The sequence below is a fragment of the Gryllotalpicola koreensis genome, from assembly GCF_039538185.1.
In the GTDB taxonomy this organism is placed as follows: Bacteria; Actinomycetota; Actinomycetes; order Actinomycetales; family Microbacteriaceae; genus Gryllotalpicola; species Gryllotalpicola koreensis.
Map to the genome: position 1 here is coordinate 499,867 of NZ_BAABBW010000004.1, position 24,686 is coordinate 524,552.

Annotated in this window: 21 protein-coding genes; 11 read left to right on the forward strand and 10 right to left on the reverse strand. The window is 69.5% G+C overall.

Annotated features, from left to right (window positions below):
• Positions 1 to 189: 189 nt before the first annotated feature.
• Both ABD708_RS14145 and ABD708_RS14150 read right to left on the reverse strand, forming a co-directional pair.
• Positions 190 to 2,718, reverse strand: coding sequence for an ATP-dependent Clp protease ATP-binding subunit (locus ABD708_RS14145; protein ID WP_344755528.1), 2,529 nt, complete (start codon positions 2,716 to 2,718; stop codon positions 190 to 192).
• A 133-nt stretch (positions 2,719 to 2,851) separates the two neighbouring features.
• On the reverse strand, positions 2,852 to 3,289 hold the full coding sequence (locus tag ABD708_RS14150) for a hypothetical protein (protein ID WP_344755530.1): 438 nt from the start codon (positions 3,287 to 3,289) through the stop codon (positions 2,852 to 2,854).
• 51 nt (positions 3,290 to 3,340) lie between these two features.
• Here ABD708_RS14150 and ABD708_RS14155 point away from each other — a divergent pair, with 51 nt between their 5' ends.
• Complete coding sequence (locus tag ABD708_RS14155; protein ID WP_344755532.1) at positions 3,341 to 4,354, forward strand: pirin family protein; 1,014 nt, start codon at positions 3,341 to 3,343, stop codon at positions 4,352 to 4,354.
• Between the two features lie 84 nt (positions 4,355 to 4,438).
• On the opposite strand, the gene ABD708_RS14160 is transcribed toward ABD708_RS14155, so the two are convergent.
• Complete coding sequence (locus ABD708_RS14160) at positions 4,439 to 4,681, reverse strand: hypothetical protein (protein WP_344755534.1); 243 nt, start codon at positions 4,679 to 4,681, stop codon at positions 4,439 to 4,441.
• A gap of 194 nt (positions 4,682 to 4,875) precedes the next feature.
• Between ABD708_RS14160 and rfbB the strand changes: the two genes are divergently transcribed.
• Genes rfbB through ABD708_RS14185 form a run of 5 tightly spaced genes read left to right on the forward strand, consistent with a single transcriptional unit; the run spans position 4,876 to position 10,277 of the window.
• On the forward strand, positions 4,876 to 5,874 hold the full coding sequence (gene rfbB, locus ABD708_RS14165; protein WP_344755536.1) for a dTDP-glucose 4,6-dehydratase: 999 nt from the start codon (positions 4,876 to 4,878) through the stop codon (positions 5,872 to 5,874).
• A gap of 12 nt (positions 5,875 to 5,886) precedes the next feature.
• Positions 5,887 to 7,284, forward strand: a complete 1,398-nt coding sequence (locus ABD708_RS14170) for a sugar nucleotide-binding protein (RefSeq protein ID WP_344755538.1) — start codon at positions 5,887 to 5,889, stop codon at positions 7,282 to 7,284.
• A 10-nt stretch (positions 7,285 to 7,294) separates the two neighbouring features.
• Positions 7,295 to 8,608 (forward strand): UDP-glucose dehydrogenase family protein, encoded by a 1,314-nt coding sequence (locus ABD708_RS14175; RefSeq protein WP_344755540.1) that lies wholly within the window; start codon positions 7,295 to 7,297, stop codon positions 8,606 to 8,608.
• A gap of 15 nt (positions 8,609 to 8,623) precedes the next feature.
• Positions 8,624 to 9,496 carry a glucose-1-phosphate thymidylyltransferase RfbA gene (gene rfbA / locus ABD708_RS14180; protein ID WP_344755542.1) on the forward strand — a complete coding sequence of 291 codons (873 nt, stop codon included), beginning with the start codon at positions 8,624 to 8,626 and terminating at the stop codon, positions 9,494 to 9,496.
• A 4-nt stretch (positions 9,497 to 9,500) separates the two neighbouring features.
• Positions 9,501 to 10,277: an NYN domain-containing protein gene (locus ABD708_RS14185; RefSeq protein ID WP_344755544.1), complete on the forward strand. Its 777-nt coding sequence runs from the start codon at positions 9,501 to 9,503 to the stop codon at positions 10,275 to 10,277.
• Between the two features lie 40 nt (positions 10,278 to 10,317).
• Here the strand turns inward: ABD708_RS14185 and cls are convergent, their stop codons facing one another.
• Positions 10,318 to 11,793 carry a cardiolipin synthase gene (gene cls / locus ABD708_RS14190; protein ID WP_344755546.1) on the reverse strand — a complete coding sequence of 492 codons (1,476 nt, stop codon included), beginning with the start codon at positions 11,791 to 11,793 and terminating at the stop codon, positions 10,318 to 10,320.
• 24 nt (positions 11,794 to 11,817) lie between these two features.
• Positions 11,818 to 11,988 (reverse strand): hypothetical protein, encoded by a 171-nt coding sequence (locus tag ABD708_RS14195; protein ID WP_162940079.1) that lies wholly within the window; start codon positions 11,986 to 11,988, stop codon positions 11,818 to 11,820.
• 137 nt (positions 11,989 to 12,125) lie between these two features.
• Between ABD708_RS14195 and ABD708_RS14200 the strand changes: the two genes are divergently transcribed.
• From ABD708_RS14200 to ABD708_RS14210, 3 genes are all read left to right on the forward strand, one after another.
• The gene (locus ABD708_RS14200; protein WP_344755550.1) at positions 12,126 to 13,670 is read left to right on the forward strand and encodes an HNH endonuclease signature motif containing protein; all 1,545 of its coding nucleotides are present in this window, start codon (positions 12,126 to 12,128) and stop codon (positions 13,668 to 13,670) included.
• A gap of 126 nt (positions 13,671 to 13,796) precedes the next feature.
• Positions 13,797 to 14,960 carry an exonuclease SbcCD subunit D gene (locus ABD708_RS14205; protein WP_344755552.1) on the forward strand — a complete coding sequence of 388 codons (1,164 nt, stop codon included), beginning with the start codon at positions 13,797 to 13,799 and terminating at the stop codon, positions 14,958 to 14,960.
• Positions 14,957 to 17,680, forward strand: coding sequence for an AAA family ATPase (locus tag ABD708_RS14210; protein ID WP_344755554.1), 2,724 nt, complete (start codon positions 14,957 to 14,959; stop codon positions 17,678 to 17,680). The genes ABD708_RS14205 and ABD708_RS14210 overlap by 4 nt, the downstream gene beginning before the upstream one ends.
• 67 nt (positions 17,681 to 17,747) lie before the next feature.
• Here the strand turns inward: ABD708_RS14210 and ABD708_RS14215 are convergent, their stop codons facing one another.
• Positions 17,748 to 18,563 carry an SDR family oxidoreductase gene (locus tag ABD708_RS14215; RefSeq protein WP_344755556.1) on the reverse strand — a complete coding sequence of 272 codons (816 nt, stop codon included), beginning with the start codon at positions 18,561 to 18,563 and terminating at the stop codon, positions 17,748 to 17,750.
• Between ABD708_RS14215 and ABD708_RS14220 the strand changes: the two genes are divergently transcribed.
• Positions 18,562 to 19,497: a cytochrome c oxidase assembly protein gene (locus tag ABD708_RS14220; RefSeq protein WP_344755558.1), complete on the forward strand. Its 936-nt coding sequence runs from the start codon at positions 18,562 to 18,564 to the stop codon at positions 19,495 to 19,497. The genes ABD708_RS14215 and ABD708_RS14220 overlap by 2 nt on opposite strands.
• Before the next feature lie 21 nt (positions 19,498 to 19,518).
• Here ABD708_RS14220 and ABD708_RS14225 read toward each other — a convergent pair whose 3' ends face one another.
• Positions 19,519 to 20,361, reverse strand: coding sequence for an MmyB family transcriptional regulator (locus tag ABD708_RS14225; protein WP_344755560.1), 843 nt, complete (start codon positions 20,359 to 20,361; stop codon positions 19,519 to 19,521).
• A 131-nt stretch (positions 20,362 to 20,492) separates the two neighbouring features.
• On the opposite strand from ABD708_RS14225, the gene ABD708_RS14230 reads away from it, so the two are divergent.
• Positions 20,493 to 21,437, forward strand: a complete 945-nt coding sequence (locus ABD708_RS14230) for an SDR family oxidoreductase (protein ID WP_344755562.1) — start codon at positions 20,493 to 20,495, stop codon at positions 21,435 to 21,437.
• 48 nt (positions 21,438 to 21,485) lie between these two features.
• On the opposite strand, the gene lysS is transcribed toward ABD708_RS14230, so the two are convergent.
• From lysS to ABD708_RS14245, 3 genes are read right to left on the reverse strand one after another with little or no spacing between them, the layout of a single operon-like run.
• Positions 21,486 to 23,015 (reverse strand): lysine--tRNA ligase, encoded by a 1,530-nt coding sequence (gene lysS, locus ABD708_RS14235; protein WP_344755564.1) that lies wholly within the window; start codon positions 23,013 to 23,015, stop codon positions 21,486 to 21,488.
• 10 nt (positions 23,016 to 23,025) lie between these two features.
• Complete coding sequence (gene panC / locus ABD708_RS14240) at positions 23,026 to 23,889, reverse strand: pantoate--beta-alanine ligase (RefSeq protein ID WP_344755566.1); 864 nt, start codon at positions 23,887 to 23,889, stop codon at positions 23,026 to 23,028.
• Positions 23,886 to 24,680: a Rossmann-like and DUF2520 domain-containing protein gene (locus tag ABD708_RS14245; RefSeq protein ID WP_344755568.1), complete on the reverse strand. Its 795-nt coding sequence runs from the start codon at positions 24,678 to 24,680 to the stop codon at positions 23,886 to 23,888. The genes panC and ABD708_RS14245 overlap by 4 nt, the downstream gene beginning before the upstream one ends.
• Positions 24,681 to 24,686 lie beyond the last annotated feature (6 nt).

Genomic DNA, 24,686 nt, shown 5'->3' on the forward strand with positions numbered 1-24,686 from the left:
TCACGAGACTTTCGTGCCGCTTTCACGGCGCGCACACGAGGCGCGCGCCCACCCTGCCCGGTTGCGCTACAGCTACGGATCCCCGCGGCAGCTGGCACAGGCGCGCCATCCCGTAGATGTAGCGCGGATGCCGGATACGACGAAGTGCCCCTCCCGCCGAAGCGGAAGAGGCACTTCTGATGCCGGAAATCAGTCCGAGGTGATGGCCAGGTCGGGCGTCGCCGATCCGGCGGCGTGCGAACCCGAGGCGATGCTGCCGACCTTCTCGCCACCGCGCGGGGCGATGTGGAAGGTGAAGTCACCGGTCTCGAAGTCGACCTGCACGTGGTCGCCCGCGTTCAGCTCGCCGGCCAGGATCTTCTCGGAGAGCCGGTCCTCGACCTCACGCTGCACGGCGCGGCGCAGCGGCCGGGCGCCGAGCGACGGGTCGAAGCCGATCTCGATGAGGCGGTCCTTCGCGGCATCCGTGATCTCCACCGTCAGGTCGCGGTCGAGCATGCGGGTGCCGAGGCGGCGGATGAACAGATCGACGATCTGGCGCAGCTCGGGCTTGGTGAGCTGCGGGAACACGATGATGTCGTCGACGCGGTTCAGGAACTCGGGCTTGAAGTTCTTCTTCAGCTCCTCCATCACCTTGCCGCGCATGCGGTCGTATCCGCTCGACTCACCGGCGTCGCCCTCGGCCTGGAAGCCGACGGGGCCGCCCGAGATCGCCGCGGTGCCGAGGTTGGTCGTCATGATGATGACCGTGTTCTTGAAGTCGACCACACGGCCCTGACCGTCGGTCAGGCGGCCTTCCTCAAGAATCTGCAGCAGCGAGTTGAAGATGTCGGGGTGGGCCTTCTCGATCTCGTCGAAGAGCACGACCGAGAACGGCTTGCGGCGCACCTTCTCGGTGAGCTGGCCGCCCTCTTCGAAGCCGACGAACCCTGGGGGGGCGCCGAACAGCCGCGAGACGGTGTGCTTCTCGCCGTACTCCGACATGTCCAGCGAGATCATCGCCGACTCGTCGTCGAACAGGAACTCGGCGAGCGCCTTGGCGAGCTCGGTCTTGCCGACACCGGTGGGGCCGGCGAAGATGAACGAGCCAGAGGGGCGGTGGGGGTCCTTCAGACCCGCACGCGTGCGGCGGATCGTCTTGGCGAGGGCCGAGATGGCCTCCTCCTGGCCGATGACGCGCTCGTGCAGCGCCTTCTCCATGAAGACGAGTCGCGACGACTCCTCTTCCGTCAGCTTGAACACCGGGATGCCCGTGGCCTGAGCCAGCACCTCGGCGATCAGCCCCTCGTCGACCTCTGCCGTCGTCTTGACGTCGCCCGACTTCCACTGCTTCTCGAGGCGCAGCCGCTCGCCGAGGAGGTTCTTCTCCTCGTCGCGCAGAGCCGCGGCCTTCTCGAAGTCCTGGTCCTCGATGGCGGCTTCCTTCTTCTCGCGCACGCCGGCGATCTTCTCGTCGAACTCGCGCAGCTCGGGCGGAGCCGACAGGATCGACAGGCGCAGGCGGGCGCCGGCCTCGTCGATCAGGTCGATGGCCTTGTCCGGCAGGAAGCGGTCAGAGATGTAGCGGTCGGACAGGTTCGCCGCGGCCACGATCGCGCCGTCGGTGATGGACACCTTGTGGTGCGCCTCGTAGCGGTCGCGCAGCCCCTTCAGGATGTTGATCGCGTGGGGCAGCGACGGCTCGGCGACCTGGATCGGCTGGAAGCGGCGCTCGAGCGCGGCATCCTTCTCGAAGTGCTTGCGGTACTCGTCAAGCGTGGTGGCGCCGATGGTCTGCAGCTCGCCACGGGCGAGCAGGGGCTTGAGAATGGATGCCGCATCGATCGCGCCCTCAGCAGCGCCCGCGCCGACGAGCGTGTGGATCTCGTCGATGAAGGTGATGATGTCGCCGCGGGTGCGGATCTCCTTCGTGACCTTCTTCAGGCGCTCCTCGAAGTCACCGCGGTAGCGGCTTCCTGCAATCAGCGACCCCAGGTCAAGCGTGTAGAGCTGCTTGTCCTTCAGCGTCTCGGGAACGTCGCCGCGCACGATCGCCTGCGCGAGGCCCTCGACGACGGCGGTCTTGCCGACGCCGGGCTCGCCGATCAGCACGGGGTTGTTCTTCGAGCGGCGCGACAGGATCTGCATCACGCGCTCGATCTCCTTCTCGCGCCCGATGACCGGGTCGAGCTTGCCCTCGCGCGCGGCCTGCGTCAGGTTGCGGCCGAACTGGTCGAGGATCTGCGAACCGGCCTGCGCCTGCTGCTGCTCGTTCGCGCCGACCTGCACCTGCTCCTTGCCCTGATAGCCGGACAGCAGCTGGATGACCTGCTGGCGCACCCGGTTGAGGTCGGCCCCGAGCTTCACGAGCACCTGGGCGGCGACGCCCTCACCCTCGCGGATGAGGCCGAGCAGGATGTGCTCGGTGCCGATGTAGTTGTGGCCGAGCTGCAGCGCCTCGCGCAGGGACAGCTCGAGCACCTTCTTCGCGCGCGGCGTGAAGGGGATGTGGCCGGTCGGCTGCTGCTGACCCTGGCCGATGATGTCCTGCACTTGCTCGCGCACCGCGTCAAGGGAGATACCAAGGGACTCGAGGGCCTTGGCGGCGACGCCCTCGCCCTCGTGGATCAGCCCGAGCAGGATGTGCTCGGTGCCGATGTAGTTGTGGTTGAGCATCTTGGCCTCTTCCTGAGCCAAGACGACGACCCGGCGGGCCCGGTCCGTGAACCTCTCGAACATTAGTCACCTCTCGTCACGACTGGGCTGGCAGCCGCGTTACATCGAGAGTAACCAGGGGGTGGGCACCTGAATGCCCCTGTTCGCCCCAGGCGGATGTGTTTGTTCGCGCGCCGCCGCCCCTGCGGCGCGCGGCCTACTTTTTCTTGACGGGAGCCAGGTAGAAGTGCGTGTTCTGCGCGGTGAACTGGATGTGCACCTCGCGGTCGAGGCTCGGAGGCGTCTGGAAGACGGTTGTGAACGGCGTGTAGCCGTCAGGGCAGGAATCCGTCGCCTTCTTCACCTTCATCGTGATCTCGTCGGGCGCCGTGACCTTGTACCCCGTGGCGTACGGCGGGCAGTCCGCCGAGCCATAGAGGGTGACGGCGAACTCGCTGCCGTCCTTCTTCATCCACACGGCCCACGGAGCGCCGCCGGCGCTCGACGCGGGTGCGGTCACGCCCTTCGGCTCGCCCTTGTAGCTGGCGACAGGATCGGGCGAGACGGATGCCTGACTCGCGCACCCTGCGAGCACGAGCGCCGCCGCGGCGAGCGCAACGAGACTCGCGACGAGACGAGTGCGTGGGGCGGACATGCGAAGCATCTTAAAGCGCCACACCTGTCCGAAACCCGTAGGCTCGCCCGCGTGAGCAACCTCGAGCTCGACCCGGCGGAGACCGTCGACGAGTGCCGCGCTGCGGGCGAATCCGCGGCGCCCATGGTCGTGCTCGAGCCCCGCGAGGTGCCCCTCGGCGGCCCGCGTGCGATGACCGTGCACCGCACGCTGCCGCAGCGCCGCCGCTCGACGATCGGGGCCTGGTGCTTCCTCGACCACTACGGCCCCGACGACGTCTCCGCGACCGGCGGCATGAGCGTTCCCCCGCACCCGCACATCGGCCTGCAGACGGTGTCGTGGCTGTTCCGCGGCGAGATCCGGCATCGCGACTCCGTCGGGTCCGATGCGCTGGTGCGTCCCGGCGAGCTCAATCTCATGACCGCAGGGCATGGCATCTCGCACACCGAGTACTCGACGCCCGAGACCACGGTGCTGCACGGCGTGCAGCTCTGGCTGATGCTGCCGGATGCCACCCGGGACCGCGCTCCGTCGTTCGAGCACACCGAGCCCGTTCCCTTCAGCTTGCCGGCGGATGCCGGGGCGGTGGTGCGCGCGCACGTCTTCGTCGGCGCGCTTCCGGGCTTCCCGGGGCACGCCGCCGTGACCGACGTGCACTCGCCGCTCGTCGGCGCGCAGCTCGAGCTGCCGGCCGGGGCCTCGCTCGAGCTGGCGCTCGACGCCGGCTTCGAGCACGGCATCCTGGTCGACCAGGGAGGGGTCGACGTCGACGGCGCACCGCTGCGCGAGCGCGAGCTGGGCTACCTCGAACCCGGGCGCTCGCACGTTCGCCTGCAGGCGACGGATGCCACGCGCATCCTGCTGCTCGGCGGCGCTCCGCTGAACGAGCCGATCGTCATGTGGTGGAACTTCGTCGGCCGCACCCACGACGACATCGTGCGCGCCCGTGCCGATTGGCAGGAGCAGGCGATCGAGGGCCCGCGCTCACCCGATGGCCGTTTCGGCTACGTCCCGGTCTCGCAGGGCGAGGCCGCCTTGCCCGCACCTGTTCTTCCCACGGTGCGCCTGAAACCCCGCGAGCAGTAGTTCTCTGCCGCACATCGAGCGGTGCGAAAAGTACGCTCCCCGGCGCGTCGACATGCATTTCGCACCCATGGATGAGCTCCAACGTCAGCGCGCCGGGAAGAATCCCGAGACAATCGCCCAGGCGCCAAAGGCGAGGATCATGCAAGAAAAGGTGATCTGCCACCAGCGGGCGAGCACCGGTTGCCCTTTCCCCGCCGCCCTCTGGCCGAAGATCATCAGACGGCCGGCGTAGAGGAACTTCGATAGCTCCTGGCCCTTGAAGAGAACGAGCAACCCGATCGCGATGATGAACAATCCGACGACTGCGCTCGCCCATCGATAGTCCAATGAGTCCTCCTTGGCCCATTTCAGCGTGCCGGGCGGCGCGAAGTCCAGCGTGCGCTATCAGAATCCGCTGTGCGCGCCTCGGGTCCGAGTAGCGCACCGCGGATCGTAGTAGCTCAACCGGCGTCGCCGGGCGAGGGCGAGCGCGCAAGCGCAGGCATCCGTTCGCTCAGAGAGCGCCCGGTAGCCTGGTGCGCATGCGCAAAGTCCTTGTCACCGGTGGCGCCGGCTTCATCGGCTCGAACTTCGTCCACTACCTGCTCGAGAACACCGACGACCACGTGACCGTGCTGGACAAGCTGACCTACGCGGGCAACCTGGCGAGCCTCGACGGCCTGCCCGAAGACCGCTTCGCCTTCGTCAAGGGCGACATCGCGGACGCCTCCGTCGTCGACCCGCTGGTCGCGGCATCCGATGTCGTCGTCCACTATGCGGCCGAGAGCCACAACGACAACTCGCTGCACGACCCGCGCCCGTTCGTCGACACGAACCTCATCGGCACGTTCACGCTGCTCGAGGCGGTGCGCAAGCACGGGGTGCGCTACCACCACATCTCGACCGACGAGGTCTACGGCGACCTCGAGCTCGACGACCCGCAGCGCTTCACCGAGCAGACTCCCTACAACCCGTCGAGCCCCTACTCGAGCACCAAGGCCGGCAGCGACCTGCTCGTGCGCGCCTGGGTGCGCAGCTTCGGCGTGCAGGCGACCATCTCGAACTGCTCGAACAACTACGGGCCGTACCAGCACGTCGAGAAGTTCATCCCCCGCCAGATCACGAACGTGCTCACGGGCGAGCGCCCCAAGCTCTACGGCGCGGGCCTCAACGTGCGCGACTGGATCCACGCGAACGACCACTCCAGCGCGGTGCTCACGATCGTCGAGAAGGGCGTGATCGGTGAGACCTATCTCATCGGCGCCGACGGCGAGAAGGACAACAAGACCGTGGTCGAGCTGATCCTGAAGCTGACGGGGCAGCCGACGGATGCCTACGAGCACGTGGTCGACCGCGCGGGCCACGACCTGCGCTACGCCATCGACTCGACCAAGCTGCGCACCGAGCTCGGCTGGCAGCCGCAGTACCAGGACTTCGAGGCGGGCCTCGCCGCGACGATCGAGTGGTACAAGAACAACCAGTCCTGGTGGCTGCCGCAGAAGGCGGCGACCGAGGCGAAGTACGTCGCCCAGGGCCAGTAGGCTCCTTGTGCGATGAGCGACTCCCAGCGCCCGGCCCTGCACGAGAGCCCGATCCCCGGGCTCTTCGTCGTCGATCTCGACCTGCGCGGTGACAACCGCGGGTGGTTCAAGGAGAACTGGCAGCGCGAGAAGATGCTGCCGCTCGGCCTGCCCGACTTCGGCCCAGTGCAGAACAACGTCTCGTTCAACGACGAGGTCGGCACGACGCGCGGCATCCACGCCGAGCCGTGGGACAAGTTCGTGTCGGTCGTGAACGGCCGCGTGTTCGGCGCGTGGGTCGACCTGCGCGAGGGGCCGAGCTTCGGCACGGTGTTCACCGTCGAGATCGGCCCCGAGACGGCGGTCTTCGTGCCGCGCGGCGTCGGCAACTCGTACCAGACCCTCGAGCCGAACACCGTCTACTCCTACCTCGTCAACGACCACTGGTCGCCCGACGCCGGCGCGAAGTACACGTTCCTGAACCTCGCCGACGAGACCGCGGCGATCGACTGGCCCATCCCGCTCGCGCAGGCGGTGCTGAGCGACAAGGACAGGGCGCACCCGCGGCTCGCCGAGGTGGCGCCGATGCCCGGGCGCACGACGCTGGTACTCGGCGCGAACGGGCAGCTCGGCCGTGCGCTGCGGGCCGTCTTCCCTGACGCCGAGTTCGCCGACCGCGCGACGCTCGACATCGCGGACCCCGCCTTCGAGACGGCGCGCGCGTGGCGCGACTACGGCGTGATCATCAACGCCGCTGCCTACACGAAGGTGGACGAGGCAGAGACGGATGCCGGGCGCCGGGCGGCCTGGTCCGCCAACGTCGCCGGGGTCGGCGCGCTCGCCCGCGTCGCCGCGGCGAACGGCATCACGCTCGTGCACGTCTCGAGCGACTACGTCTTCGACGGCGCCGCCTCTGCTCACCCCGAGGACGAGCCGTTCAGCCCCCTGGGCGTCTACGGCCAGACCAAGGCCGCGGGCGACGCGATCGTGGCGACCGTGCCGCGGCACTACATCGTGCGCACGAGCTGGGTGATCGGCGACGGCGGCAACTTCGTGCGCACCATGGCCTCGCTCGCCGAACGCGGCATCGCCCCGAGCGTCGTCGACGACCAGATCGGGCGTCTCAGCTTCACGAGCGACATCGCGGCAGGCATCCGTCATCTCATCGCGTCCGATGCGCCCTTCGGCACCTACAACCTGACGGGCGCGGGCACGCCCGTGAGCTGGGCTGAGATCGCCCGGCGCGTCTTCGCCGCGACGGGGCACGACCCCGCGGCCGTGACGGGCGTGAGCACCGCCGATTACTTCGCGGGCAAGCAGGTCTCGCCCCGCCCGCTGAACAGCGTCCTGCCGCTCGACAAGATCGAGGCGACGGGCTTCACCACGCGCGACCACCTCGCCGCGCTCGACGAGTACCTCGCGAACGAGTAGGAGACCTTCCGTGCGAATCACCGTCATCGGCTGCGGCTATCTCGGCGCCGTGCACGCCGCCTGCATGGCCGAGCTCGGTCACGAGGTTCTCGGCATCGATGTCGACCCGGCGAAGATCGAGCTGCTCGCTGCGGGCCGCGCCCCGTTCTTCGAGCCGGGCCTGCCCGAGCTGCTCGCCTCGGCCGGCGCGACCGGGCGGCTGAAGTTCACGACCGACTTCTCCCAGGTGGCGGACTACGACGCGCACTTCATCGCCGTCGGCACGCCGCAGAAGAAGGGCGAGAACGCCGCAGACCTGACGTACGTCGACGCGGCGACCCACGCCCTGGCCGCGCACCTCAAGCCCGGCGCGCTCGTGATCGGGAAGTCGACCGTTCCCGTCGGCACCGCCCGCCGCCTGGCCGGCATCGTCAAAGCCGCGCAGCCCGAGGCCGAGCTGGCGTGGAACCCCGAGTTCCTGCGCGAGGGCTTCGCCGTCGAGGACACCCTGCGCCCCGACCGGCTCGTCTACGGCGTGCCAGAGGGCGCGGCGGGCGAGAGGGCGAAGGCCGTGCTCGACGAGATCTACGCCGTCGCGCTCGGCAACGAGACGCCCCTCGTCGTCACCGGCTATGAGACGGCCGAGCTCGTGAAGGTCTCGGCGAACGCGTTCCTCGCGACCAAGATCTCCTTCATCAACGCGATCGCGGAGGTCGCCGACGTCACCGGCGCGGACGTCACCAAGATCGCGGACGCGATCGGCTACGACGCGCGCATCGGCCGCCGCTTCCTCAATGCGGGCCTCGGCTTCGGCGGCGGCTGCCTGCCGAAGGACATCCGCGCGTTCCAGGCCCGCGCCGGCGAGCTCGGCGCCGACCAGGCGCTCACCTTCCTGCGCGAGGTCGACGCGATCAACATCCGCCGCCGCTCGCGCGCCGTCGACCTCACCCGCGAGCTGCTCGACGGCTCGCTGCTCGGCAAGAAGGTCGCCGTCCTCGGACTCGCCTTCAAACCGGACTCCGACGACGTGCGCGACTCCCCCGCCCTCGATGTCGCCTCCCAGCTGCGCGCACAGGGCGCCCGCGTCATCGCCTACGACCCCGAGGCCGTGCCGAACGCGACACGTCTGCACCCCGAGCTCGACTTCGCCGCATCGGCTGAGCAGGCGGCGACGGATGCCGACGCGGTGGTGCTGCTGACCGAGTGGAAGCAGTTCCGCGAGCTCGACCCCGCCGCCTTCGGCGCCGTCGTCGGCACCAAGAACATCCTCGACGGCCGCAACTGCCTCGACCCAGAGCAGTGGCGCGCCGCCGGCTGGCGCTACCGAGCGCTCGGCCGCCCGTAAGCAAGGAGCAACACAATGCGCGGAATCATCCTCGCCGGCGGCTCGGGCTCGCGCCTGTGGCCGATCACCAAGGGCATCTCGAAACAGCTGATGCCCATCTACGACAAGCCGATGATCTACTACCCCCTGTCGACACTGATGATGGCGGGCATCAACGAGATCCTGATCATCACGACCCCTGAGTACAACGAGCAGTTCCGCGCCCTGCTCGGCGACGGCTCGCAGCTCGGCATCCGTCTCGAATACGCCGTGCAGCCGTCGCCCGACGGCCTCGCGCAGGCGTTCATCATCGGCGAGGAGTTCATCGGCGACGACTCGGTCGCGCTCGTGCTCGGCGACAACATCTTCCACGGCGCGGGCCTCGGCTCGTCGCTGCGCCAGCACACGCACATCGACGGCGGGCTGATCTTCGCCTACGAGGTCAGCGACCCGCGGCGCTACGGCGTGGTCGAGTTCGACGAGAGCTTCAAGGCGATCTCGATCGAAGAGAAGCCGGCGCAGCCGAAGTCGAACTATGTCGTTCCCGGCCTGTACTTCTACGACAACTCGGTCGTCGAGATCGCGAAGACGATCGAGCCCAGCCCGCGCGGCGAGCTCGAGATCTCGACCGTCAACGAGCGCTACCTCGAGGCAGGCAAGCTGCAGGTGCAGGTGCTGCGCCGCGGTACCGCGTGGCTCGACACCGGCACCTTCGAGTCGATGATGCAGGCCTCCGAATACGTCAAGGTCATCGAGGACCGACAGGGCTTCAAGGTCGGCTGCATCGAGGAGATCGCCTGGCGGGCCGGCTGGATCGGCCTCGACGAGCTCGAGGCGCTCGCCCAGCCGCTTCGCAAGAGCGGCTACGGCCAGTACATCCAGCGGCTCGTCGACACGAACAAGCGGTAGACGGATGCCTGAGACGCCGCACCTCGCCGTCCTGATCGACGCCGACAACGTGGCGCCTCGGCGCATCGCGGCGCTCCTGGCCGAGGTGAGCCGCTACGGCGACGCGTCGGTGCGCCGCATGTACGGCGACTGGACCAGCGATCAGCTCAAGAGCTGGAAGAGCGCGGTCAACGAGCACGCGATCCAGCCGATCCAGCAGTTCGCGTACACGACGGGCAAGAACGCGACCGACAGCGCGCTCATCATCGACGCGATGGACCTGCTCTACACCGGGCGGTTCGACGGCTTCTGCCTGGTGTCCTCCGACAGCGACTTCACCCGGCTCGCCTCGCGGCTGCGGGAGTCCGGCGCGACGGTCTACGGCTTCGGCGAGCGGAAGACACCGCAGGCGTTCGTGAACGCGTGCAACCGCTTCACGTACCTCGATGTGCTCGAGCCCGCGGCCGTCGAGGACGATCAGGAGCCCGAGACGGATGCCCGGGCGAAGGCCGCCCCGGAGCCGCGGCCCCTGCAGCCGGCGCCTCAGAACGCGCTGCGCGGCGACACCCGGCTCGTGAGGCTGCTGCGCGCAGGCATCCGTGATGCATCCGATGACGAGGGCTGGGCGAACCTCGGGCAGGTGGGCACGCTCATCCGCCAGCAGGCGCCCGACTTCGACTCGCGCAACTGGGGCTTCACGAAGCTCGCCGACCTCGTGACCGCGATCGGGCTGTTCACCGTGGAGCGCGTGGAGTCGCCGAGCGGCGGCGCGCTGGTGCGGGTCAAGGACGAGCGGCCGTAGCCGCAGGCATCCGTTCTCTCCTGTCCGGTTGTTCGCCCGGTTATTGCAGTGCGCTCGTGAGCCGCGCGAGGTTGTCGGCGATCGTCGACCGCACGGTGGTCTGTGCCGCCCATTCCTCTCGGGTGAGCTGGCGGCTGTTGTCGCGGTAGCTCTGCTCGACCTCGCGCAGCTCGGCGACGAAATGGCGGCCGCGCACCATGAGCGAGATCTCGCTGTTGAGCTGGAACGAGCGGATGTCCATGTTGCTCGAGCCGACGACGGCGACCTCATCGTCGATCGTGAAGTGCTTGGCGTGCAGGATCGTGGGCGCCTTGTACATCCAGATCACGACGCCGGCCTCGAGCAGCTGCTCGTAGTAGGAGCGCTGCGCGTGGTAGACGAGCCACTGATCTGCGACCTCTGAGACGAAGAGCTCGACGCGCACCCCGCGCTGGATGGCCGTGAGCAGGGCGTTGAGCATCGACTCGTCCGGAACGAAGTAGGGGCTCGTGATGATGATCTGCTCCTGCGCGTAGTAGAGCAGCGCGAGGAAGAGCCGCAGGTTGTTCTCGTGCGGGAATCCCGGGCCGCTCGGCACGAGCTGGCAGTCGATCTGCTCACGCGGCGGGGCGATGAAGGTCGGCTCGACGAGACGCGCCTCGCGGGCGAGCAGCTGGTCGGTCTCGACGTACCAGTCGGTGATGAAGATCGCGTTGAGGCCCGAGACGATGGGTCCGTCGAGGCGCGCGACGAGCTCTTTCCACTGCAGGCCGCGGCGGTGATTGCTCGCCTTGTCGTAGCCCGCGTCGATGATGTTCTGCGAGCCCATGAAGCCGACCTCGCCGTCGATGACGACGAGCTTGCGGTGATTGCGCAGATCGGGGCGCTGGTAGCGGCCCTTGAAGGGCTGGATGGGCAGCATCAGCTGCCACTCCGCGCCCATCTCGGTGAGCCGCTTGATGGTCTTGCGGTAGCCGCGCGTGCGCAGGCTCGCGATATGGTCGAGCAGCACGCGCACCGTGACGCCGCGATTCTTCGCACGCTCGAGGGCGTCGAAGAACGGGGCCGTCGTCGGGTCGAGGGTGAAGATGTAGAACTCGACGTGCACGTAGCGCTCGGCCGCGTCGATCGCGGCGATCATCTCGTCGAAGCTCTGCTGGTAGTCGGTGATGAGCGTCGCCGAGTTGCCGCCGACGAGGGGCATCGAGCCCAGGCTGCGGTTGAGGTGGACGACCTGCTCGAGCCAGTTCGGCCACGGGTGGTCGCGGCGGACGCGCTCCATGCCCTCGGTCTGGTCGAGGATGAACTGGTTGATCTGCGCCTGCTTCGCGCGGCGGGCCTTCGGCAGCTTGTATGAGCCGATCAGCAGGAAGACCAGCAGGCCGAGGTACGGGATGAAGTTGATCGCCAGCAGCCAGGCCGTCGCGCTGGTGGGGCGCCGGTTGCGCGGGACGACGATGATCGCGACGACGCGGAAGATGAAGTCGACGACCAGCGCGAAGATGATGATCGCCGAGGTCCAGAATCCCGCGTTCATCCGGCCTCCAGCGCTCAGTCTTCGCTAGTTCTTGGAGGGCAGACCTCTCTTGGCGCGCTCCTCAGCCTCAATCTTGGCGTACACCTTGCGCTCAGTGCGGTCGGCGCGCACGATCGCGGCCATCACCCACCAGAAGATGAGCCCGACCAGCACTGTGGGGGCCAGTGCCCAGACGATCCCTTGCCACGCGTTCATGCTGCTGCTCACTTTATCGGCGGCTGGGTGTGGGGTGGCTGTGACGGTCTTGGCGTGCACAGGTGTGGTTTCGGGGAGTTGTACACAGTTTTGAATGTTCGGCCTTGAATGTCAGTTGCGGGTTGTAGCTTGAGGGCATGTCCGAAATCGTCTCGCGCGTGCATTCCCTGACCGCCGCCGCGGCCGGGGCGCTGCCGTGCGCCGACGAGATCACAGCGCTGACGGATGCCGCGCAGCTCGCCCTTCTCGGCGAGCTGTCCGCCCTGCGCCGCGAGGTCGACACCGCCATCTCACTCGTGGCCTCCGACATCGAGCGGAAGTCCGCACGCGAGCTGGGCCCCGAGTCGCTGGCGCGGCGGGCCGGGGTGAGATCGGGAGCCGAGCTGGTGCAGCGCCTGACCGGGTCCTCTCTCACGGATGCGCGGAAGGCCGTGCGGGTGGGCGGCCTGCTCGAGACCGCCGCGTCCGTTTCGCCTGCGGAGGAGACGGATGCCCCGGCGGAACCCCGCTCGATCGAGGCCCTCGCGGCGCTCGGCGGCCCCTGGTCGGCGCCGATCGCCGTCACGGTCAGAAACGGGTGGCTGCCGGCCGAGCACGCCGACCGGATCACCTCCGGACTCGGCGTGCCCCGCGACGACGCCTCCACCCCCGCCTACCGGCAGGCGGTCCTGCGGCTCATCGCCGACTGCTGGGACGGGGAGCTCACCCCCGAAGACGCCGCACGCAACGCGAAAGCCACCCGGGCGGTCCTCGACCGGGAATGGGCCACCCAGAACGCACAGCGACTGTATGAGCAGCGGTCCCTGAAACGCACCGTCCGCAGCGACGGGATGGTGAAATACGACCTCCTCGTCGACCCCGCCACCGACGCGCAGATCTGGACCCCCATCCGCCGCCACCTCGCACCCCGCCTCGGCGGGCCGAGATTCCTCACCGACGAGGAACGCGCCCGCGCGGAAGAACTCCAGCAGGACGCCCGCACCAACGAGCAGCTCCTCGCCGACACCTTCACGGCGTTCCTCACCGCCGGCATCACCTCCTCCGGGGTATTCGGGAAGCACACCCCCACCGTCACCATCGCCGTCACCACGAGTGAGCTGAAGAAAGCGATCACCGCGGATGCCGCACGCAGAAACAGCCCACCGCACGACGGACCGCCCGGGCAGCCACCCGGCGCCGCCTCGGGCACGAGCACCCACCGGCCACCCGCCACACCCCCACCCGAGGACGGCATCGCCTGGCTCGACGGCACACCCCACCCCCTCACCGGGGCGCAACTCATCACCTCGCTCTGCGACGGAAGCGCCGCCGCAGCCCTCCTCGACGAGACCGGTCAGACCCTCGACGCCACCAAAGCAGAAAGAACCTTCTCCACCCGGCAAAGACGCGCCATGGCCATCCGCGACGGCGGCTGCCTCATCCCCGGCTGCCCCATGCCCCCCGACGCCACCGAAGCACACCACCTCAACCCCTGGAACGAAAGACCGCAGAACCGGAAAACCGAGACGAAAGACGGCATCTGCCTCTGCCGGTTCCACCACCTCAACCTCCACAACCAAGGCGGACACATCGAGAGACGCGGAAACACCTACTGGCTCCACTGGCCCGGCCGCGAACCCACCCGACTCCTGCCCAAACACAGCCTCACCACCCAACTCCGCACACAAGGAACGATCTCGTGAACATCCCGCTACTGGGCCGCGCCCTCGCAGGCATAGCCTGCTCGGCATCCGCCGCACGGTCGCTCACTGGGCGACCGCCCCTCAGCGGCGCGCGTCCATGTCAGACGCGATGGATAGCGTGACTTCATGCGCATCCTGCACACCTCCGACTGGCATGTCGGGCGCACCTTCCACGGCCATTCGACGCTCGATGCGCTCGAGACCGTGCTCAGCGCGCTCATCGATGTGGTGCGCGAGCGTGAGATCGACGTCGTCGCGGTCGCGGGCGATGTGTTCGACTCGGCGACGCCCTCGGCAGACGCGTTCGCCGTGCTCGGGCGCGTGCTGCGCGGCATCCGATCGGCCGGTGCCGAGCTCGTCATCACGAGCGGGAACCACGACTCGCCCGCGCGGCTCGGCTTCCAATCCGAGTTCGCGGCGTTCGGCGGCGTGCACATCGTGACCCGTCCGGAGGATCACGCGAGCCCCGTGACGATCACAGGGCTCGACGGCGTCACGGCCGACTTCTACGGCGTGCCCTATCTCGAGCCGGCGCTGATCCGGCACCTCTGGCCCGAGGAGACGCTGCGCACGCAATCCGACGCGCTGGGCTTCGCCATGCGCAATGTGGCGACCGCCGCCGCGGCATCCGATCACCGCTCCGTCGTGCTCGCGCACTGCTTCGTCGCCGGCGGTGCGAGCCAGGCGAGCGACGCCGAGCGCGACCTCAGCGCCGGCGGCCTCGACGTCGTGCCGCTCGGCGCGTTCGAGGGTGTCGACTATGCGGCACTCGGGCACATCCACGGCCGCGCGACGCTCGCCGAGTCGGTGCGCTACTCGGGCGCCCCACTGCACTACTCGTTCAGCGAGACAGGAAAGCCCCGCGGGGCATGGCTCATCGAGCTCGCGGCAACGGGGCCGGCATCCGTCGAATGGATTGCGCTGCCCGTACCGCGCGCGCTCGCGGTGCTGACCGGCACGCTCGACGAGCTGTTGACGGATGCCGCACTCGAGGCCCACACGCAGGACTGGGTGAGCGCCGTGCTCACCGACGACACCCGCCCGATCGATGCGATGCGCAAGCTGCAGCGCCGATTCCCGCACTGCGCGAACCTCATGCACCGGCCTGCGAATGTCACCGAAGACGGTGCCGCCCGCTACCGCGAGCGAGTCGGTCGCGGCGTTCCCGACGCCGAGCTGATCGGATCGTTCCTGAGCTTCGTGCGCAACGGCGAAGGGCCGAGCGAGGCGGAGTCCGCGCTGATCGCCGAGATCGTCGACGAGCACACCCGGGCGGTGGCCGCCCGATGAGAGTCAACCGGGTCACCATGGCCGGCTTCGGGCCATACCGGTCCGCCCAGACCGTCGACTTCGACGCGTTCCGCGACGACGGCATCTTCCTCATCGGCGGGAAGACGGGTGCAGGGAAGTCGACGATCCTCGACGCGATCTGCTTCGCGCTGTATGGCGCCGTTCCGCGCTATGACGGGCAGACCCAAGCCGCGACCAAGCTGCGCAGCGACCACTGCGCCCCCGACGACCCGAGCTTCGTCGAGCTCGAGTTCAGCGTCGGCTCCGAGCGCTACCGGCTACGCCGTTCGCCCGAATACGAGCGGCCGAAGTCGCGCGGCGACGGGTTCACCACGCAGAAGGCCGAAGCCGAGCTCTCGGTGCGCGACGGCGACAGCTGGGTCGGCCTCGAGGCGCAGTTGCGCACCGTCGGCGTGAAGGTCGCCGAGATCGTGCAGCTCACGCAGGATCAGTTCCTGCAGGTGATCCTGCTCGCGCAGAACCGCTTCCAGGAGTTCCTGCTCGCCAAGAGTGAGGAACGCCAGTCGCTGCTGCGCACGCTGTTCGGAACGCGGCGCTTCGACGATTACGACGAGGCGCTGCAGGCGCGGCGGAAGGCGCTCGAAGCTGAGGTCGGCGGCGCACGCGACGAGATCGCGCGCCTCGCGCGACAGCTCGACGAGCTGCTGCCGTCCGACAGCGACGGCGACGAGAGCGCGGTGCCGACCGAATCGGCCGAGGTAGTCGACTGGATGGGCACCCGCGTGGGCGCACAGCGCGAGCAGCTCGCCGAGGCTGAAAGCGAGACCGGGCGAACGGATGCCGCGTGGCGGCGCGCACAAGAGGAACACTCCCGTCTCACCGAGGTGCAGAAGCTGCAGCAGCGGCGGGCCGTCGCCGTACGGCAGCGAGACGCGCTGCGCGAAAGCGCGGTCGAGCTCGAGACCGAGGCGGCGCGCACGCTGGCCGACGCCGGCCGGCATGTCGACGAGCAGCCGTCGCTCGAGGCGGCGAGCTCCGCGCTGGCCGAGCTGAGCGGTTCGCTCGGGGCGGCGGTCACCGCCGAGCGAAACCTTCCCGGCCTCGAGCGCGCCGTCACCGCCGCCGAGGCGGGCTGCGCCACCGCCGACGCCGCGGTGGAGGCGGCGAAGCAGAACGCCATCGCGTGGAAGACGGCGCTCGACGAACTCGGCCCTGAGATCGACGCGGCGAGCGCCGCCGCAGCCGACGAGGGCGCCGCGCAGCAGCTCGCCGAAGGCATCGCGCCCGTGTTGCGGGCCCTCGCCGCCGCGGATGCGGCGCGCAGCGCTCTCGAGACCGCGCAGCGTCGCGAGTTGGAGGCGGGGCAGGCGCGCACCAAGGCATCCGGCGCGCTCGACGAGCTGCGCGCGCGCAGGCTCGATGGTCACGCGGCCGAGCTCGCCGAAGCGCTGACAGAGGGCGAGCCGTGCCCCGTGTGCGGCTCGACGCGCCACCCCGCGAAGGCGAGCCGTACGAGCGAGCCTGTGACCGAGGCCGACATCGCCGAGGCCGAAGCAGCGCTCGCGACCGCCGAGAATGCGGCGAACAAGCGATCGCGCGAGGCGACGGACGCGCGCGCGAAGCTCGCTGAGCTGCAGGGCGCCGCGGCCGGGCACACGCTCGAGTCCGCCGAAGAGGTCAAGCAGGCCGCCGCCGCACGACTGAGCACCGCGAAGGCCGCGGCGAAGCGCGCCACGGAGCTGCGCCGCACGCGGGACTCCATCGCCGCCAAGCTCGAGAACCACGACGCCGAGCTCGAGAAGCTGCGGGCCGCCTGCGACGCCGCCAACGCTCAGCGCACGACCGCGAGTGCGACCCTCGCCGAGGCTCAGAAGATCGTCGATTCCGCCCTCGCGGGGCATGCGTCTGTCGCCGAGCGCGCCGCGTCCGTCAGCGCGAGCGCACGCGCCGTGCGCGATGCCGAGCGGCAGCTGCAGCAGCACGCGACAGAGCTCGCCGGCGTCGAGGCGACGCTCGCCGACGAGGCGGTGCGCGACGCGCCCACCGAGCCCGTGGAGCTCGAGCCCGCGAAGCGCGCGCTGGACGAGGCATCCGCCGCTCGCGATGCCGCGCTCACGGCGCGCACGACGCTCGCCGCCCATCTCGCGACGGCCGAGGGGCTGCTGTCGAGCGCGTGCGCGACGCATGAGCGCTCCGTCGAGCTGTCGGCGCGCTTCGACGTCGTCCAGCGCCTCGCCAACACCGTGCACGGGCTCGTGCCGAACACGAAGGCGATGCGGCTCGAGAGCTTCGTGCTCGCGGCCGAGCTGGAGGAGATCGTGCAGGCCGCGAACGCGCGGCTCGCGCAGATGTCGGGCGGGCGGTATCTGCTCGAGCACTCCGACGAGCGGGCGGCGCGCGGGGCGCAGTCCGGTCTGGGGCTCGCGATCCTCGATCAGCACACGGGCGTCGCACGGCCGACCCCGTCGCTGTCGGGCGGCGAGACCTTCCTCGCGAGTCTCGCCCTCGCGCTCGGGCTGGCCGAGGTGGTCACCGGCCGCGCGGGCGGCATCACCCTCGACACGCTGTTCATCGACGAGGGCTTCGGCTCGCTCGACTCCGAGACTCTCGAGATCGCGATGGGCACCCTCGACACGCTGCGGGCCGGCGGCCGCACCATCGGCCTGATCAGCCACGTCGAGGCCATGAAGGAGCAGATCCCGGCGAAGCTGCAGGTCGACGTCGCCGACGGAGGGTGGAGCGTGATCACGCAGTCCTGAGGAGTCGCCACACCGATGGTCGAGCAGCCGGCGACCCGCGTCGATGCATCGAGACCCTCCCCCGCACCTACAACCCCAGCCGGAAGCCCCCGTCGCTCGAGATCACCTCGCCGACCACCCAGCGCCCGTCCGGCCCGACGAGCCACGCGACCAGCCGGGCCACATCGTCGGGCGAGCCGAAGCGGCCGAGCGGCATCGCTGCCCTCAGCTCGTCGAGGATCTCGGGCCGATCCGTCGTCTCCGGGTCGAGGTAACCCGTGTTCGTCGGCCCCGGATTCACGGTGTTGAGCAGGATGCCGCGCGGCAGCAACGCCGCCGTCGCGGTCTGCGTCGCGCCGGCGAGCGCCGCCTTCGACGCCGCATACGCGAACTCGGCGGTCATCGGCCCGAAGAGCTGCCCACTCGTGAACCAGATCGCACGGCCGGTGCCGTGCTCGCTGCCGTCCCACGAGAAGAGCTGGGCGAAGCGCTGCGTCAGCAGGAAGCTCGCCCGCGCGTTCACGTTCCAATGCGCGTCGAGCAGTTCGGCGCTCACGTCGAGAATCGACGCGTCGCCCGAGCGGGCATGGTTGCACACGAGCACGTCGAGTCGGTCCGTCACCGCGGCGGCCTCGTCGATGAGAGACGCCGCGGCCCCGGCATCCGCGAGATCCGCGTGAAAATCCGCGGTCTGCGCACCATCGACGAGCGCCGATCGGATGCCCGACCGCACCGCCTCGACATCAGCGCCACCCCATGGCTGCTCTGCGTCGTGCGGTGCGAAATGGTGCACCACGACGCTCGCGCCCAGCTGCGCGAGCCGAAGCGCGACGGCGTAGCCGATGCCCTTCGGACGCGAGACTCCGGTAACGAGGGCGGTCCGTCCAGCGAGCGGATAGTTCATGGGTCCATGCTGGTACTCGGTCGAAAGGAGCACCACCACGCCGCCGATTCCCGTCTTCCTGACGACCTTCTCATTCGACCCCGTCGCCGCGCTCGCGATCGCGATCGGCGCGGTGCTGTACACGTGGGGCCTCGTCGTGCTCGCGCGCCGCGGCGAGCGCTGGCCGGCGTGGCGCGCCTGGTGCTTCTATCTGCTGGGGCTCGGCTCGTACGCCTGGATCCAGTTCGGATTCCTCGGCACGTGGTCGCACGACCTGCGCTGGGCGTTCACGACGCGCATCGCGCTGCTGATCTTCCTCACCCCGATGATGGTCGCGCTCGGCATGCCGATCACGCTCATGCGGCGGGTGTTCCGGCCACGGGCGCGCGCCGTGCTCGAGGGTGTGCTGCGCTCATGGCCTGTGCGGCTCATGGGCAACGCGATCTTCGCACCCCTCGTGCCGCTCGTGGGCTTCCTGTTCTTCCTGACGCCGCTGGCCGGCCCGCTGCGTCTCGACCCCGGCTGGGCGGCGGCGATCACGCTGCTCGTGCCGTTCATCGGCCTGCTGATCACGCTGCCGATCACGGAGGACACCGATAGCCGATCGAGCACCTTCATCATCTACGAGTTTCTGCTGGCGATCGTCGAGCTGCTGCTGGACTCGATCCCCGGCATCCTGCTGCGCCTCAACGGCAGCGTTCTCGACGGTGTCGCCGCCGCGACGCAAACGGTCGCCGGCGCCGCGCTGCCGCACTGGTTCCCGAACCCACTGCACGACCAGCACCTCTCGGGCGATTTCCTCTGGTTCCTCGCCGAGATCGCCGACCTGCCGGTGATCATCGCCCTGTTCACGCGCTGGTCGCGCGTCGACCGGAAGGACGCGCAGAAGGTCGACGAGCTCTCCGACGAGGAGTACGAGGCCGCGGTCCGCGCGCACCTCTCCCAGCGAGGCTGACCCGCGCAGCCGAGCACCGGCTCAGCGGACGCCCGGCGTCGCGATGACGGAGAGCAACTGCAGCTTCTCGTAGCTCTCCGTGCCAGGAATCGCGGTATAGACGAGAAGCGAGTGCGACTGGGTGGGATCGACGAGTGCCTGGCACGCGAGCTCCAACTCGCCGAGCTCAGGGTGGACGAAGTGCTTGGTCTCCTCGGGCCGCAGGCCAACCTCGTGCAGCTCCCAGAGTTCCCGGAACTCTTCGCTTCTCGCGAGCAGCGTGTCCGCCAACTCTGCTGCGCGAGACGACCGCCCCCGCAGGGTCGCGATCTCACGCAGGCCGGAGGCCCACATCCGCGACATGAAGGGATGATCCCGCGGGGCGTAGAGGCTCCTGGTCGCGGGGTCGGTGAACCAGCGAAAGCCGAGGCTGCGCGCCGGCCCCGTGTATCCCGTGGTCTCACCAGTGAGCGCGACGCCGAGCGGCGTCTGTCGCAACGTCTCGCCGAGCTCGGTCACGATCTCGGCAGGCGTGTCCTGCAGGCGATCGAAGACCCTCAGCAGGCCGGGGCTGATGTGCTCGCTCGACGCGCCGCGCTGCGGCGGGTGGTGGCCGGCGAGCCGGAAGAGATGATCGCGTTCGACCACCGACAGGTGAAGGCCTTGCGCGATCGCCGCCACCATCTGCTCGGACGGCTGCGGGCCCGTCCCCCGCTCGAGGCGGGCGTAATAGTCAGGCGACATGTGCGCGAGCACCGCGACCTCCTCGCGCCGCAGTCCGTCGGTGCGCCGTCGGCGACCGCGTGGGAGCCCCACGTCCTCTGGCTGCAGCGCCGCGCGGCGATGGCGCAGGAATCCGGCCAGGCCGGCCCGATCGATGGTCATGTCCGCCTCCCTTCGGTGTTCCCTACGTTCCTATCGCGGATGCGGGCGGCTATCCGTGACTCGTCAGGTCCTGGATAGGCGGCACGCCGTTCACGATGCTCGAATGACCGCCACGAATCAGGAGCATCATCATGCCGCGCACCCCCATCGACATCACCGTCCCCAGCCTCGCCGGAAAGCGCGCCATCGTCACAGGAGGGAGCGACGGCATTGGCCTGCGCATCGCGAGCCGGCTCGCCCTGGCAGGCGCAGAGCTCGTGCTGCCGGTTCGCAACCTCTCCAAAGGCGAACGGGCAGCAGCCCGCATTCGCGGGCTCGCCCCGTCGGCTCGCGTCTCGCTGGAGCAGCTCGAGCTGTCGTCGCTCGCGTCCGTGGCCGAATTCGGCGCGAGGATGCGCGCCGACGGGACGCCCATCGATCTGCTCATCAACAATGCCGGTGTGATGACCCCGCCCGATCGACAGGTCACGCAGGACGGATTCGAGCTGCAGTTCGGGACGAACCATCTCGGCCACTTCGCCCTCGTCTCCGAGTTGCTGCCGCTTCTGCGCGCGGGCAGCGCACGCGTCACCTCGCAGATCAGCGTCGCGGCGAACCAGGGCGCCATCAACTGGGACGACCTCAACTGGGAGCGCTCCTACGACGGGATGCGCGCCTACAGCCAGTCGAAGATCGCCTTCGGCCTGTTCGCCCTCGAACTCGATCGGCGCAGCCAGGCCGGTGGGTGGGGCGTCACCAGCACGCTCTCGCACCCCGGCGTCGCACCGACGAGCCTGCTCGCCTCCCGACCAGAGCTCGGACGCTCGGAAGATACGCGCGAGGTGCGGATGATCCGCTGGCTGTCCGCCCACGGCCTCATCGTCGGAACACCGGAGACCGCCGCGCTTCCCGCCGTCTATGCGGCCACCTCGCCCGATGCGGCGTCGGGGCGGCTCTACGCGCCAAAGGGCTTCGGACACCTCGGCGGTGCACCCGCCGAGCAGCGCCTGTTCTCCCGGCTGCGCAGCGCGGAAGAGGCCACCCGGGTATGGGAGACGTCGGCGCAGCTCACCGGCGCGACCTTCGCCCTCGTCTGACACGGCACCGAAGCGGCCGATCGCGCGAGCACGCGCGGACGCAGACCGCTACTTCACCAGCGGGAACAGGATCGTCTCGCGGATGCCGAGGCCGGTCAGCGCCATGAGCAGGCGGTCGACCCCCATGCCCATGCCGCCCGACGGCGGCATCCCGAACTCCAGAGCGCGCAGGAAGTCCTCGTCGACGCGCATCGCCTCGTCGTCGCCGGCCGCCGCCAGAGCGGCCTGCTCGAGGAAGCGCTCGCGCTGGATCACCGGGTCGACGAGCTCGGAATAGCCGGTGGCGAGCTCGAAGCCGCGCACGTAGAGATCCCACTTCTCCACCACACCCGGAATCGACCGGTGCTGCCGGGTGAGGGGCGAGGTGTCGACCGGGAAGTCCATGACGAAGGTCGGCCGGGTCAGTGAGCCCTTCACGAAGTGCTCCCAGAGCTCCTCGACGTACTTGCCGTGGATGGGGTGCGAGATCTCGATGCCCTCGCGCGCCGCAAGAGCCGCCAGCTCCGAAACCGGCGTCGACGGCGTGAACGAGGTCCCCGCCGCCGCGTTCAGCGAGTCGTACATCGAGATGCGGTCCCACTGCCCGCCGAGGTCGAACTCCGTGCCGTCGGCCCAGGTGACGACGTGCGAGCCGTTGGTGGCCAGCGCGGCATCCTGGATCAGCTCCTGCGTCAGGTCGGCGATCGTGTTGTAGTCGCCGTACGCCTGGTATGCCTCGATCATCTCGAACTCGGGCGAGTGCGTGGAGTCCGCGCCCTCGTTGCGGAAGTTGCGCGCGATCTCGTAGACGCGGTCGATGCCGCCGACGACGGCGCGCTTGAGGAACAGCTCGGGCGCGATCGAGAGGTACAGCTCGGTGTCGAAGGCGTTCGAGTGTGTGACGAAGGGACGGGCGGATGCCCCGCCGTGCATGGTCTGCAGCTTCGGGGTGCTGACCTCGAGGAATCCGTTCTTCGCGAAGGTCGCGCGCACCGATGCGGTCGCCTTCGCGCGGTTCACGACCGTGCGCCGCGCCTGCTCGCGCTGGATGAGGTCGAGGTAGCGCGAGCGCACCCGGGTCTCCTCCGAGAGCTCCTTGTACATGTTCGGCAGCGGCAGGATCGCCTTCGCCGCGATCTGCCACTCGTCAACCATGATCGAGAGCTCGCCGCGCCGCGAGGAGATCACCTCGCCGTGCACGAACACGTGGTCGCCGAGGTCCACGAGCTCCTTCCAGCGCTGCAGGGACTCCTCGCCGACGGATGCCAGCGAGACCATCGCCTGCAGCCGCGAGCCGTCGCCCGCCTGCAGCACCGCGAAGCACAGCTTGCCGGTGTTGCGCTGGTTGATCACGCGGCCGGCGAGCCCGACCACCTCGCCCGAGGTCTCGTCGGCGACGAGGTGGCCCCACTTCGCGCGCACCTCGGGGATCGTCGTCGTCACCGGCAGGGTCACCGGGTATGCACCCCCGCCCAGCCCCGAAGCCTCCGACTCGAGCCGCTCGCGCTTCGCCAGGCGCACGGCCTTCTGCTCGTTGATCTCCTCAGGCGTCGGCTCGGGGGTCTCATCGATCGGCGTGGCGGGCGTGGCGTCGGCCATGGCAGTCCTGTCAGAAGTGAATGGGTGCGTTGTCGATCAGGCGGGTCGCGCCCACGCGAGCGGCGACCAGCATGAGACCGTCGCCCGTCGCGTCGTCCTCCAGCGGCAGGAACGTCGCCGGATCGACGATGACCAGGTAATCCAGCCTAACGTCCGGCTGCTGGTCGAAACGTGCGAGGCCCGCTGCGCGGGCGGCGGGGACGCCGCGCACGGATTCCTCCTCGGCATCCCCCAGCGCGGCGGAGAGCGTCAGCGCGAGAACCCGCTCGCCCTGCGACAGGTAGCGGTTGCGGCTCGAGAGCGCGAGCCCGTCGGCTTCGCGCACGATCGGCACCGCCTCGATCGCGAGCGGCAGGTTCAGGTCGGCGACCATCTGCTTCACCAGGAACGCCTGCTGAGCATCCTTCTGCCCGAACAGCGCGACATCGGGCTGCACGATGTTGAAGAGCTTGCTGACGACCGTCAGCATGCCGTCGAAGTGGCCGGGGCGCGCGGCACCCTCGTAGCGCTCGCCGACGGCGCCGGCGTGCACGGTCGTCTGCGACGCCCCTGCCGGGTACATCTCGGCGACGCTCGGTGCGAACACGGCATCCGCCCGCCCGGCGAGAGCGGCGAGGTCCGCGTCGAGAGTGCGCGGGTAGCGCTCGAAGTCCTCGTTCGGCCCGAACTGCAGCGGGTTCACGAAGATCGACACGACGACGAGGTCGGCGAGCTCTCGGCCGCGCGCCACCAGCGCGAGGTGCCCCTCGTGCAGCGCACCCATGGTCGGCACCAGCGCAACGCGCCGGCCCTCGGCCCGCGCCGCGCGCACCAGCTCGCGCGTCGCCGCGATCGTCGAGAGCACCGTCGGGGTGGAGGTGGAGGTCGTCGTCATGCGTTCCCGTTCGGGTCGTAGCCGCCGCCGAGCCCGAAGCCAGACTCGGGGCCCAGATCTGCGTCCAGCTCGGAGAGGTCGAGCGGCCCGGCCATGCCCGCCGTGCGCAGCGCCTCGTCGACCGTCGAGCGCACGAGCGAGCTGAGGTAGGAGCCCGGCTGCTCGAAGCCGATCTCGGCCAGTATCCCCGTCGCCTGCTCGACGATGCGGCGGCTGAAGCTGGTGGCGGTCGCGATCGCCTCGCCGTAGGCCGCGCGGTCTTCCTCGGCCACCAGCACCGGCTCGCCGCCCATCTCGACCACGAGCGCCTGGCCGATCGGCTGCACCGGTGCGGGGGCGGTGACGGCGAAGTAGGTCTCGGTCATGCGGGCGAGGTCGATGCGCGTGCCCGTGAACGCCATCGCCGGGTGGATCGCGAGCGGAATGGCGCCAGCGGCGAGCGCCGGTCGCAGCACACCCACGCCGAGCCCCGGCGCCGTGTGCACCACGATCTGCCCCGGCTGCCAGGCGCCGACGGCGGCGAGGCCCTCGACGAGCCCCGGCAGCTGCGCGTCCGGCACGGCGAGCAGCACGAGCTCGCTGCGCTCCAGCAGCTCGGGCGTCTCCAGAATGGGCACGCCCGGAAGCATGTCCTGGGCACGCTCGCGACTCGCCTCGCTGATCGCGCTCACGCCGACGATCGCGTGGCCTGCTCCGGCGAGCGCGGCGCCCAGCACGGGGCCGACATGGCCCGCGCCGACGATGCCGGCGCCGAGTCTGCCTGAGCGGCCCTGGCTGTCGGATGCTCGCACAGACTC